Source organism: Bradyrhizobium sp. 190, from assembly GCF_023073415.1.
Taxonomy (GTDB): domain Bacteria; phylum Pseudomonadota; class Alphaproteobacteria; order Rhizobiales; family Xanthobacteraceae; genus Bradyrhizobium.
In genome coordinates, this window is sequence record NZ_JADPJL010000008.1 from 776,402 (window position 1) to 788,381 (window position 11,980).

Annotated in this window: 14 protein-coding genes; 10 read left to right on the top strand and 4 right to left on the bottom strand. The window is 62.3% G+C overall.

Annotated elements, in window-relative coordinates:
• The first annotated feature begins 16 nt into the window (after positions 1 to 16).
• From IVB22_RS07570 to IVB22_RS07595, 6 genes are read left to right on the top strand one after another with little or no spacing between them, the layout of a single operon-like run.
• Positions 17 to 1,228 (top strand): acyl-CoA dehydrogenase family protein, encoded by a 1,212-nt coding sequence (locus IVB22_RS07570; RefSeq protein ID WP_247516667.1) that lies wholly within the window; start codon positions 17 to 19, stop codon positions 1,226 to 1,228.
• A complete protein-coding gene (locus IVB22_RS07575) occupies positions 1,228 to 2,262 on the top strand; it encodes an acyl-CoA dehydrogenase family protein (RefSeq protein ID WP_247516972.1) in 1,035 nt (344 codons plus the stop codon). The genes IVB22_RS07570 and IVB22_RS07575 overlap by 1 nt, the downstream gene beginning before the upstream one ends.
• A 16-nt stretch (positions 2,263 to 2,278) precedes the next feature.
• Positions 2,279 to 3,049: an SDR family NAD(P)-dependent oxidoreductase gene (locus IVB22_RS07580; protein ID WP_247516668.1), complete on the top strand. Its 771-nt coding sequence runs from the start codon at positions 2,279 to 2,281 to the stop codon at positions 3,047 to 3,049.
• 12 nt (positions 3,050 to 3,061) lie between these two features.
• Positions 3,062 to 3,844: a carboxymuconolactone decarboxylase family protein gene (locus IVB22_RS07585; RefSeq protein ID WP_247516669.1), complete on the top strand. Its 783-nt coding sequence runs from the start codon at positions 3,062 to 3,064 to the stop codon at positions 3,842 to 3,844.
• Between the two features lie 26 nt (positions 3,845 to 3,870).
• Positions 3,871 to 4,338 (top strand): tripartite tricarboxylate transporter TctB family protein, encoded by a 468-nt coding sequence (locus IVB22_RS07590; protein ID WP_247516670.1) that lies wholly within the window; start codon positions 3,871 to 3,873, stop codon positions 4,336 to 4,338.
• A gap of 12 nt (positions 4,339 to 4,350) precedes the next feature.
• Positions 4,351 to 5,850, top strand: coding sequence for a tripartite tricarboxylate transporter permease (locus IVB22_RS07595; RefSeq protein ID WP_247516671.1), 1,500 nt, complete (start codon positions 4,351 to 4,353; stop codon positions 5,848 to 5,850).
• 30 nt (positions 5,851 to 5,880) lie between these two features.
• Here IVB22_RS07595 and IVB22_RS07600 read toward each other — a convergent pair whose 3' ends face one another.
• Positions 5,881 to 6,633: an IclR family transcriptional regulator gene (locus tag IVB22_RS07600; protein ID WP_247516672.1), complete on the bottom strand. Its 753-nt coding sequence runs from the start codon at positions 6,631 to 6,633 to the stop codon at positions 5,881 to 5,883.
• Here IVB22_RS07600 and IVB22_RS07605 point away from each other — a divergent pair.
• The 3 genes from IVB22_RS07605 to IVB22_RS07615 all read left to right on the top strand — a co-directional run bounded on the left by IVB22_RS07605 (position 6,623) and on the right by IVB22_RS07615 (position 9,161).
• A complete protein-coding gene (locus IVB22_RS07605; protein ID WP_247516673.1) occupies positions 6,623 to 6,814 on the top strand; it encodes a hypothetical protein in 192 nt (63 codons plus the stop codon). The genes IVB22_RS07600 and IVB22_RS07605 overlap by 11 nt on opposite strands.
• Before the next feature lie 41 nt (positions 6,815 to 6,855).
• Positions 6,856 to 7,407 (top strand): nuclear transport factor 2 family protein, encoded by a 552-nt coding sequence (locus tag IVB22_RS07610; RefSeq protein ID WP_249804964.1) that lies wholly within the window; start codon positions 6,856 to 6,858, stop codon positions 7,405 to 7,407.
• Between the two features lie 119 nt (positions 7,408 to 7,526).
• Entirely contained in the window at positions 7,527 to 9,161 is a 1,635-nt protein-coding gene (locus IVB22_RS07615; RefSeq protein ID WP_247516674.1) for an NAD(P)/FAD-dependent oxidoreductase, read from the top strand.
• 154 nt (positions 9,162 to 9,315) lie between these two features.
• Here IVB22_RS07615 and IVB22_RS07620 read toward each other — a convergent pair whose 3' ends face one another.
• From IVB22_RS07620 to IVB22_RS07630, 3 genes are all read right to left on the bottom strand, one after another.
• Positions 9,316 to 9,702 (bottom strand): hypothetical protein, encoded by a 387-nt coding sequence (locus tag IVB22_RS07620; RefSeq protein ID WP_247516675.1) that lies wholly within the window; start codon positions 9,700 to 9,702, stop codon positions 9,316 to 9,318.
• Positions 9,703 to 9,962: 260 nt separating this feature from the next.
• Complete coding sequence (locus IVB22_RS07625) at positions 9,963 to 10,193, bottom strand: hypothetical protein (protein WP_247516676.1); 231 nt, start codon at positions 10,191 to 10,193, stop codon at positions 9,963 to 9,965.
• Between the two features lie 128 nt (positions 10,194 to 10,321).
• The gene (locus tag IVB22_RS07630; RefSeq protein WP_247516677.1) at positions 10,322 to 10,582 is read right to left on the bottom strand and encodes a hypothetical protein; all 261 of its coding nucleotides are present in this window, start codon (positions 10,580 to 10,582) and stop codon (positions 10,322 to 10,324) included.
• Positions 10,583 to 10,958: 376 nt separating this feature from the next.
• Here IVB22_RS07630 and IVB22_RS07635 point away from each other — a divergent pair, with 376 nt between their 5' ends.
• Positions 10,959 to 11,864, top strand: a complete 906-nt coding sequence (locus IVB22_RS07635) for an RNA polymerase factor sigma-32 (RefSeq protein WP_247516678.1) — start codon at positions 10,959 to 10,961, stop codon at positions 11,862 to 11,864.
• Positions 11,865 to 11,980 lie beyond the last annotated feature (116 nt).

Sequence of the window (11,980 nt, forward strand, 5' to 3'; positions counted from 1 at the left end):
AACGCGGAAGTCGACGATGACAGTTATTGAAACAGAGCCGCCTGAAGCCGCCGCAGCTGCTGACCTTTCCGGTGAGGCGTATCGGGTGGCCATGCGTCGTTGGCTTCGTGCCAATCTGCCCGCGAGCTTTTGCAGCGACGGCGGGGCGTTCTTGCCTCCGACATTGCCGCAATCGATTGCCTGGGAAGCGGCGATGTATCGCGCTGGGCTTGCCGGCATCACCTGGCCGCAGGCTTATGGAGGGCACGGCCGGACCCTGCGCGAGCACCTGATTGCAAACCAGGAAATTGGTACGCTCGCGATGCCGGAGAGCGTTAACTCGATCGGCAAGGAGCTTGCAGGCCCGATCATTCTTGCAGTCGGCACCGAGGAGCAGAAGCGCCGCTTCCTGCCCGCTATCCTCGAGATGCGGGACGTCTGGTGCCAGGGCTTTTCCGAGCCCGAGGCGGGTTCGGACCTGGCGAGCCTGCGGACGCGCGCCACCCGCAACGGTGACACATGGCGGATCAACGGTCAGAAGATCTGGACCAGCGGGGCGTACCGCGCCCAACGCTGCCTGGTGCTGGCGCGAACGGGACCGCTGGAGGATCGGCATCGCGGCCTTGCCATGTTTGCCGTGCGACTCGATGCGAAGGGCGTGCGGGTGCGGCCGATCAGATCGATCGATGGGCGCGAGCGCTTCTGCGAGGTCTTCTTCGACGACGTCGAGGTCTTGCAATCCGATTCGCTCGGCGCGCCCGATGAAGGGTGGACCGCCGCGATCCGCGTGCTCGAGATCGAGCGGGCAACCAACCGCATGTATCGGGCCTGGCGCTTTGAGAACGAGCTTCGCCATTTGATCTCGGCCTGCAACAGCGATCCCGTGCTGGCGCAACTGGTCGCAGACCGCCACTACGCGGTCAAGGTGGGCGAGATCATCGTCGATATCGAGGTGCTGAAAGCCCATGTGGAGACGGCTGTGGACGCGCTGGTGAACGGCGACAGGATCGGGGCGCGCGGCAGCCTGGCGAAGTTGCATTGGAGCGAGGCGCACCAGCGCTTTGCGGCACTCGCGCTCGAACTGCTCGCGCAGGCGTCGTTGCCGCTGCTTCCGGCCGTGCAGGTCGCGCGCCGTCGCTTCGAGGCGATCTATCTGCAGGCACGCGCTGAGACCATCTACGCCGGCACCACCGAAATTCAGCTCGGCATCATCGCCGACAGGATCCTGCAGCTCTCGAGGGGCAAGTGATGACATTGACCGGCGACGGATTGCAGCCGAGCGAGTTCGCAGTCACTGCGGCACGGGCGGTCGCCGATTGCGCGGCGTTGAGTTTGCGGGAGCAGGCGAGACATCTTGCCAATGACGGCCTGCTTGGCGTGATTGCGGCGCAGGACGTTGGTGGGCTGGATTTGCCGCTGGCCTTTGCTGTCCCGGTGGTTGCGGCCGCCGGTTCGGGCCTGCTCGGCTTTCCCCTGATGGAGGCGCTGCTGCTCGGCCGGACGTTGCAAGAATCGATGGCGCGGGCGGCCGAGGCTGTCGTGTCCGGCGAGATGCTGGCGACGATCGCCTGGCAGGGCAGTGTCGGCGCCGAGCGTGAAGGTGAATCGGTTGTGCTCAACGGCTGGGTTGCGCGAGCGGCTTGCGCCAGCGAGGCCGACTGCTTCCTGGTGCGGATCGGCACGGGTGCGGCGGCACTGGTTTCGATGGATAGCGAGGGGATCGTCGTCGAGGAGGCGGCTGGCCTGGATTTGACGGTGCCCGAACACGCCGTCCGCTTGCAGGGCGTCACCATACCGGCCGGAAGCGTGCTGCCCGAGAGCACCTGGGGTCATCTGTGCTCGGACGCCAACGTACTGCGCGCTGCCGCAATACTGGGATCTGCCGAAGCGTGCCTGGCGATGGCGCAGGAGCACGCCTCGACGCGCCGCCAGTTTGGCCGCGCACTATCCTACAATCAGGCCATACGGCATGCCTTGGCCCGGCAGAAACTCGGGCTTGAGGGCATCCGACATGCCATCACGCGCAGCGTAGGCGGCGAGGCCGGTGCGCTCCAGCGTGACGCGGCATTTCTCGCCGCGGGCGTCTACGGCAGCGCCATCAGCGAAGGTGCGCTCCAGATCCATGGCGGCATGGGATTCACGTGGGATGTGCCGGTGCACCGGCACTTGCGTCGCGTCCGCGCCTTGCAGGCGCAGGGTGATGTCAGTGCGGCACTGGCCGCGCTTGGCCGCCGCTATGTCGGTGCAATCGCGCCGGCGTCCGACGCTGCAGTGTCGGGATAGGGAAAGGGAAACCGCAATGACGGAAACGAAAGACAAAGCCCTTACGGGTCGTGTTGCGCTTGTGACCGGCGCCGGGAATGGGATCGGACGGGCAACCGCAATGCTGCTCGCCTCGCGCGGCGCCGTCGTCGGCATCAACGACCTGAAGCCGGAGTTCGTCGATGCGACGGTGGACGCGATCAAGGCGTCCGGCGGCAGCGCCATTGCCATCGCACAGGACGTGTCAAGCCGGGACGGAATGCGCCGGGCGGTTCTCGGCCTCGCCGAGCAGCAAGGTCGCCTCGATATCCTCGTCAACAATGCCGCCTGGGTCCGCTACCAGCCGGTTGCCGAGATCGCCCCTGAGACCGTCGAGCGCATGCTCAATATCGGCTTCAAGGCGATCATCTGGGGAATTCAGGCAGCGGCCGAGGCCATGGATGCCGAGCGCGGCGGAGCCATCATCAATGTCGCGTCAGTTGCCGGCCTGATCTCGGCGAAGAACAGCATCGTCTATAGCGGCATCAAGGCAGGCGTGATGGGCATCACGCGTGCCGCGGCTGCGGAGCTTGGCGCGCGCAACATCAGGGTGAACGCGGTGGCGCCATCGGCGATTCCGACCGAAGGAACGATGCGAAACCGCAATGCCGAACTCGACGCGCGCCGGATCGCGCGAACGCCGTTGGGGCGGCTCGGCACGGTGGACGATATCGCCAAGACCATCGCTTACCTGGCCGGCGACGACAGCGGCTTCATGTCGGCGCAGGTGCTGACGGTCGACGGCGGGATCACGGTCACAAACATCTAGCGCGGGGATACGATGTCCAACCTGACCGCGAAAGAGCAGGCGCTCAAGGAAGCCTACATCAGGGCGCGCGGCTACTGGCGGCCGTGGACCGAAGGCCTGCTGCGGCTTGATCCGGCATTTCTGGAGACCTACGGCAACTACGCCGGCTATCCGGCAGCGACAGGGCCGCTTTCTCCGAAAATGCGGGAACTGATCTATGTCGCGCTGGACGGATCGGCAACGCATCTGTTCCGGTCAGGGCTTGCATTGCACATGCAGCTCGCGCTCGAACAGGGCGCATCCGCGCAGGAGATCGTCGACGTCTTGCGGCTCGCCACCGCGCAGGGACTGGAGGGCTGCTATGTCGGCGTCGGTATTCTTGCCGAGGAGCTTGCTGCGGCGGGACTCGATGCCGAAAAGGCGGATCTCTCGAACGAGCAGAAGGCGTTGCGTGACGCCTACGTCGCGCAATTCGGCGACTGGCCGGACTTCTGCGACCTCTGGCTGCGCGAAGATCCCGGCTATTTTGCTGCGATGCTCGACCTGTTGGCGGTGGGGCGTCAGGCGGGCGGCCTCGACGAGCGGTCGCGCTGCCTGATCACGCTCGCCTTGAATGGATGCTTCACGGCGCTCAATCCGCATCGGCTTCGGTTGCAGATCAGGCGGGCGTTGCGGCTGGGGATCGATCGGCGAGAGATTCTGCAGGTTCTTCAGATGACGGCCCATCTGGGCGTGCATGCCTGCGCCATTGGCGTGCCGCTCCTGATGGATGCGATCGATCCGACGACGGGCAAGTCGCTCACTGTCGACGCGTAGAGGATAGCAACAGGAGGTCAACGACGATGACGGGGCCGACCATCCGCGACCAGCGAGCCTTTGCTTCAGGCGCATTGTTCCTTGCCTTTGCGGTCTTCTTCTTTGTGACGGCGCTGAACTACCCTGCGGGGACCGCGGCACGGATGGGACCAGGTTATTTTCCGCGGCTGCTCGCGATCGTGCTCGCGGCCATTGGGCTCGCCGTGCTGCTGGGAGCTGTGAGGCGGACGGCCGAACGGCAGGCCTTGCATAGATGGGACGTGAAAGGCCTCGTATGGGTCACGGGTTCGGTGATCCTGTTCGCCCTTCTGCTCTTTCCGCTCGGCCTCGTGGGCTCGCTCTTCGTCCTGATCGTGGTGTCGAGCAGGGCCAGTTCAGAGTTCACCTGGAAGGGGGCGCTGGCAAATGCGGCGGTCCTGATCGCGCTGTGCCTGCTCGTGTTCGTCTACGGCCTCGGGCTACGGCTCCCGGTGTGGCCGGCGCTCCTCAATTGAAGGCGGAGCCTGATGGATCTCTTTCACAATCTGGCGATCGGCTTCTCCACCGCGGCCCAACCGGCCAATTTGCTCTACGCCTTTTTTGGATGCCTGCTGGGCACCTTGATCGGCGTACTCCCGGGCCTTGGCCCGCTCGCCACCATCGCGATGCTGCTCCCCATCACTTACGCGCTGCCGCCGGACGCTGCGCTGATCATGCTGGCGGGTATCTACTACGGCGCGCAGTATGGCGGCTCGACCACGGCCATCGTGGTCAATCTGCCTGGCGAGTCCTCGTCCGTGATTACCACGATTGACGGTTATCAGATGGCGAAGCAGGGGCGGGCCGGCGTTGCGCTTTCAACGGCGGCGATCGGTTCGTTTTTCGCGGGCTGCGTGGCGACGCTGGCGCTTGCGGCGCTGGCCGGGCCGCTGACGGCGGCGGCCCTGCTGTTCGGGCCCAAGGAATTCTTTGCCCTGATGATCCTCGGCCTCATCCTTTCTTCGGTGCTCTCAAGCGGCCCCTTCATCGAAGGCATCGGCATGGTCGTGCTCGGCATGCTTCTGAGCATGGTGGGCACCGACCTCAGCACGGGAACGCAGCGCTTTGCCTTCGGCGTCCCGCAGCTGTTCGACGGCCTCGATTTCGTGCCGCTGGCGATGGGCATCTTCGGATTTGCCGAGATCGTGAAGAACCTTGAGCAGGACGACAAGCTGTCGCTGGTGACGCAGAAGATCACCAATCTGTTCCCGACGCGAGACGATTTTCGACGAATGGTTCCGGCCATGCTGCGAGGCACCGCGCTCGGTACGCTGCTCGGCGTGCTGCCGGGCGGCGGCGCGGTGCTGTCGTCGTTCGCCTCCTATACGCTGGAGAAAAAGCTATCGAAGCACCCGGAGCAGTTCGGCAAGGGCGCGATCGAAGGCGTCGCCGGTCCGGAGTCGGCCAACAACGCGGGAGCCCAGACGTCCTTTATTCCGCTTTTGACGCTCGGCGTGCCGTCAAACGTCGTGATGGCGCTGATGGTGGGTGCCATGAACATTCATAACATCCAGCCCGGCCCCGAAGTCATGACCAAGAACCCGGCCTTGTTCTGGGGCCTGATTGCCTCGATGTGGGTCGGCAATCTGATGCTGCTGATCCTCAATCTCCCGCTCGTGGGATTGTGGGTGAAGCTGCTCACAATCCCCTATCGCTATCTGTTTCCGGCGATCATGGTGTTCTGTTCGATCGGCGTCTATTCGATCAACGGCGGGACCTTCGAGGTCTATGAGGCGGCCGTGTTCTGCGTGTTCGGCTACGTTCTGATCAAGCTGCAGTTGCCGGCAGCGCCGCTGTTGCTGGGATTGGTGCTGGGGCCAGCGATCGAAGAGAATTTTCGCCGCGCGATGGTGCTCTCGCGCGGCGACGTGAGCACCTTTCTGACCTCGCCACTGTCGGCCGCCCTCCTGGCCGCAGCCGCCATCGCGGTCATCTTGATCATGCTGCCCACGATCCGCACACGGCGAGAGGAGGCTCTGCAGGAGTGAAATCCATCGAACGTCTGGGGCGGTGCTACATCAAATGCTGGTATCGCCCCCCTGGCCGGACACGTCGTTTGCTTTGACCGATCTGGCTGCCTGCTGCAGGACGTTCAAGTAGCGAATCGAGTTTTGCTTGATCCGCTCGGCGCCCCCGCCAAGCCCCAATGCAACGGGTTGATTCTGAATCGTGGTCGGCAGCAGCACGCAAATGGTGGCTCCGCCCAGAATTGGGACGTTCTCCGCGGAGCAATAGCCCTTGCCTCGGATCTGGCGAATGCGCTTCATCATGTCCGGGAGCTTGACCCTGTCAGACGCGTTCGGCGTGGCGATGTTCGCTCGGCGAACAATACTGTCGACCTTCTCGTCGGACATCGTCGACATCAGCAGCCAACCGAGGGCTGATTGCGTCAGCGGTCTTAGCGTTCCCTCATCGACGTGAAAGCGAAGCGGGTGGATCGACTGCACGATCTTGACGTACTGCAGATACACGTCGTTTGTCGTGCCGATCGCGACGGCTTCACCCGTCGCGGCGTGGACGTCGCGCATCGCCTCGAGCACGCGGCTGTTGCCGAACAGGGATTTCGGAATCCAGTCGCCCAATGAGGTCACCTTCGGCGTCGGGAAATAGACTCGCGTTCTGCGGTCGAAATTCAGGTAGCCAAGGCCGACCAGCGTCTTGAGCAGAACCGTGGCGCTGGACGGCGGATAGCCAAGCGCCACGCTGATCTCGGACATCGCGCATGGCTGCCGCACGCGCAGAAACAGCTCGAGGATTTCGATGGCGCGCAATGCGGATTTGACAGTGGACCCTGCCGCGGAAATCGAGGCGGATGTCGTCAGCTGCGATGGCACGTCGTCCTCCCTTGGCCGCAGCAAATTCACGAATGTGAAATTCGGCTTCACATATGAAGTTTTGTTGGTTGCTGCCACTGCACATGAGATGGTGGCTGTCGTCAAGGATAGCGGCTGACGTGTCCGGCGGATCGGACCGGAGCTTGGACGGGCTCTGATATGACCATACCTCACGAGAAGATTGCCGAACTGCTCGACCGAGAAGCGATCCGCGATTGCATCTACCGCTATTGCCGCGGGGTTGATCGGGCTGATGAAGCGGCGCTGCGCGGAGCCTATTGGCCGGATGCAACGGACCAGCACGGACCGTATTCAGGTCCGGTCGAAGGGTTCTTCCAATGGGCGAATGGAATCTTCGAGAGCGGTGCCCGCAATGTCCATATGGTCGGAAATATCCTGATCGAATTCACCGCGCCCAGCGAGGCCGTTGTCGAGACCTATTTCATTGCCCTGCAGCGCGGGCCGGGAAGGGGTGACAGCCTTCGCCAGTTTTTGATCGCCGGCCGCTATTGCGACGTCTTTCAGCAGCGAGACGGTGAATGGCGGATTTTCCGACGCGTGGTTGTCTACGATTGGATGGAAGAGCAGGTCGCCGCAACTCAATCCGAAGCGACTCGCTTTGGCCCTCGGCTGCCGTTGGGCGCACGGTTTCCCGACGATCCCATCTACGATCTTCTCGGCCGGCGGCAAGTAAGTGAAGCTGTCGGCTAGCTGCACAACAAAACTGAACTGACGACCGACACACTGCACGCCGGGCGGCATCGGGTTGTACGGGTCACCAGCGGACGCTTTTTTCAACGATCCAATCACTAAGCGGAGGGAGTGCCGACATGAACAGCTCTGAAGTGGGGGTACATCGCCTGGACGTCGTCATTGTCGGTGCCGGATTCGGGGGCCTGTACGCCGTTTATAAATTCCGCGAAATGGGCCTCAGGATTGCGGCCTTCGAGGCAGGCGGTGACGTCGGAGGCGTGTGGTACTGGAACCGCTATCCCGGGGCACGTGTCGACCTTCCGAGCATCGACTACAGCTATTCCTTTTCAGCCGAGATCGAACAGGAGTGGACCTGGTCGGAAGAGTTCGCGTCGCAGCCGGAGCTGCTGGCCTATTTCAACTTCGTGGCCGACCGGCTCAACTTGCGTAAGCACTACCAGTTCAACACGCGCGTCAAGAGCGCCGTCTGGGATGAGACGCGCAGGGTCTGGCAGGTCACGACGGATCGCGGCGAGACGGTCGAGGCGACCTACTGCGTGATGGCAACCGGTCCGCTCTCGATTCCAAGGGATCCGGATATCCCATGCATCGATAGCTATGAGGGTCAGCTGCTGCGCGCCGGCAAATGGCCGCACCATCCGGTCAGCTTCACCGGCAAGCGTGTCGGGGTGATCGGCACGGGATCGACCGGCATCCAGATCGTGCAGGAGGTTGGCCGGCAAGCTGGTGAGCTGTTCGTTTTCCAGCGCACGCCGAGCTTCACCATGCCGATGCGCAACCAGACGCTGGATCCCAGCTACGTCGCGGAGGTCAAGCGCAACTATGCCGGCATTCGTGAGACGGCGCGTAACAGCCCGAACGGTGGTGTGCGCCCATGGACGACCCGTGCCTTTTTCAGCGTAACCCCGTCGCGCCGTCGCGAACTACTGGAAGATGCCTGGAAGTCCGGCGGGCTGACAATGCTCGGCACCTTTACAGATCTGCTGAGCAACGAGGAGGCCAATGAGCACGTTGCCGAGTTCGTGCGCGACAAGATCAACGAGGTCGTCACGGATGCCGTCACCGCCGAACAGCTGAAGCCGCACGGTTACCCCATCTTTGCCCGCCGTCCGTGCCTGGATACCGGATACTATGAAACGTTCAACCAGCCGAACGTTCACCTGAAGGACTGCGTCACCGATCCGATCGTGGCGATCACGAAGTATGGCGTGCGCACGCAGTCGGGCGAGACCGCGCTCGATATGCTCATCTTCGCGACAGGCTATGACGGGTTGACAGGTGCGCTGACGGCCTTCGACGTCGTCGGTCGCAACGGCCGTACAGTCAATGAGAAGTGGAAGGAGGGAGCACGGTCGTATTTGGGCCTCATGATGGAGGGATTCCCGAATCTCTTCATGACCACTGGACCCAATGGCCCTGCTGCGCTGGCCAACATCGTCAGGATCAGCGAGAACGATGTCGACTGGATCGCGAATGCGATCACGCACATGGCGGACCACGGCCTCGACACCATCGAGCCGACGAAGAAGGCGGAAGACGACTGGATGGAGCTCGTGTTCAAGTTGGCGCAGCGCTCGCTCTTGTCCAAGGCGAAGACCTGGTACGTCGGCACCAACGTCAAGGACAAGGCTCAGGGACTCACGCTCTTCACGGGCGGGTTCCCCAAGTACCGGGAGTATTGTGCCGCCGCAACGCAGACCGGTTACCGCGACTTCGTCTTCGAGCGCGCGCGAACGCCAGTCACCGCTTGACAGTCAAGCCGATTGAGATCGCATGGCGCCATGTTCGAGGTCATTCCAGGGGATGCTGGAAGCGTGAGCAGACGTCGTCACACTGCTCACATTCTATTGAGATGTTTCCCGACAAGCGCTGACATTGGGGCGTGCAGCACCCAGCGCGACGAACTCAGCTGCAGCTCGGTGGCCAAGGGTAGTTGGAATTCCGATAATAGAGGTCGTAGCAATCGGGGTAGCCGTAGTAGGCGTCGTATCCGGGATAGTAGCCGTATCCGTGCCGATATCCTCCGAAGCGGTGCATGGCGTGCTGGTGCAGTCCGCCGAAGTAGCTGCCGCCGAAGTGGCCGACCCCACCGCCAACTCCGCCGAAGCTCCCGATATGTCCGCCACCAAAGCCGCCCATGTGGCCGCCGCCCCCAAAACCTCCCATGTGGCCGCCACCACCGAAGCCCCCGCCGTGACCGCCGCCGCCGCCACCACCACGGGCCTCAGCCGCGCCCGTAAGCAGGCTCGAAGCGAGCAGGGCTGTCGCCAATATCGTGATCATCCGTTTCATCATGACACTCCTTTCAGTCATTGTTCGGCGCGGTGTCGCGCATGCTCAACGAGTCATGCGGCAACCAAACGTCGGTTCAGTGACAGATATGCGCGATTGACAAGGCATCCATTAAATTCGGCGTTAGTCGCCACCGCCTTGCGATCACGAACCGGCGCGGCGGAAGAGCACTTCAGGCGCGCGAGCACTTTCAAAACAAGACGGGCCGGCGGGATATCCGCCAGCCCGGCCTTTTCTTTCGGTCCTGTCCAGCAAGCGGATCAGTAACCCGTGTACGGCTCGCAAGGGGCCGCATCTGTCCACGGTTCGGTGGCAAACGCGCCTACACGCGGAGCGCGGACGCACGTATCGCCACCGGAACGCATATCCGACGCGGCACGGGCATAGTCGCTGGTTGTGACATGCCGCGACGTGCCTTTAGCAGCGAGGGCCGGAGTGGCGAAGGCGGCTGCAGCGATCAACGCAACCGACAGATATTTTACTTTGCTCATTTTGTATCTCCATAAGTCAGGGAAGCCAGGCTGGCTTCTCGTTGTGAGGTGCGACAGGCTCGCCGTCATCCAAAGGGAAACTTCGGTTCACGTGCTTTCAACTTGATGTGAGTCTTCGACGCCTGAGGTTATCGATCGTGACGGACACGATGGTGCCAGACCTTTGTGCCGGCGAGGCCACTTTCCCTCAGCGCATAGGCTTGTGTCGCCGAAGGCGGCAGCGATTCCAACCGGTATGCCGGCGTCGGCGCGCCATCATTCAGGACGTCCAGATTCGGATAATAAAATGAAAACGCGCCCGGCTCCTGAATGGCGGCTTGCGCGAACGCGGGTGCCGCTGCCATCACCGACAACAATCCGGCGACAGCAATTGTCTTGATCGAAGTCATTGTCTTTCTCCATGTCGTCGATGCGAGAATTCGCCGGACGCGCAGGCGCGGTCACACACCGCAACGGGCGTGGGTTCTTCCGAATGCGAACTGATCGCTTGAGGCTGCATCCTGGTGGCGGATGCACGACAGGGATGTATGGTGGGCGCGATATCGTCCCACTAAATTGCCCTTCACAAAGTTCAACTAGTCTTGAGGCGTGGCTGTTTCGTGCAGCGAGCGTCGATGCAATGAAGCAATCGAGATCGGATTTGCAAGACTGCCGGGATGGCATTCGCTAACAGCGAATTTAGATTTCTCAATTCCAATTTAGTGGCGACGTCCCGTCATCTCTTCCTAGGGTCGAGCCGCCGCACCTCATGGATTGGAGCCACCTATGAACGCCCACAGCACAGCCGTAGCATATGACAGGTTGGAGACCTTGGCCGAAGGCACGTCGCGAGACCTCGTGGATGAATACGCTTCCCTCATCAAGCGATACGGGTTGCTCGAACAGGACCAGGAGCAGCAGCTCGCGCGAAATTGGCACGAACATCGAGATCGCCGGGCGACCGATGCGCTCGTCACCAGCCATCTTCGGCTGGCAGCAAAGGTGGCGCGCCGCTATCAGAGGTACGGCCTTTCGCTTGCTGATCTGATCGGCGAGGCTAATCTTGGCCTGGTCATCGCGGCCTCGCGCTTTGAGCCCGACCGTGGCGCCCGGTTTTCGACTTACGCGCTGTGGTGGATAAAGGCCGCCATCCACGATTACATTCTGCGTTCGCGGTCGTTGGTCAAGATGGGGACGACGGTCGCCCAACGGAAGCTGTTCTTTGGCCTCAGGAAGGCGATGAGAAAGGTTGGAGGCGAAAGAGCAGGGCTTACGCCGGAAGTGGCAGATGCCGTGGCTCAAAAACTTGCGGTGCCTGTTCTCGAAGTGATCGAGATGGACCGCCGCCTGACGGGCGACCTGTCCCTGAATGCGCCCATCACTGATGATGGGCAGGCCGAATGGGAGGCCACGCTGGTCGACGAATCACCGAGCGCGGAAGCGATCGTCGCTGAACAGGATGAAAATGCGCAACAGGCAAAGGCCCTGAGTTCGGCCCTTGAAGCTCTCTCTCAACGTGAGCGGCGCATCTTCGAGGCACGACGGCTCGCCGATGATCCGCCGAGCCTGGAGCAACTCGGGCGTGAGCTGTTCATTTCTAGCGAACGCGTGCGGCAGATCGAGATCGTCGCCTTCGAAAAGGTCAAGCGCGCCGCGGTGAGGCATTTCAGATCCGTCGCCCCCGCGCCTTGAAAACCTCGGTGCATCACTTTTCATCTTGTCAAGCAGTCGTGAGCTTGTCCGCACAGCGCGTTACGCGCCGTTGATTGAACAGGAGCCATTTTGCCTGGCTCAAGCGCCAAGCTCTG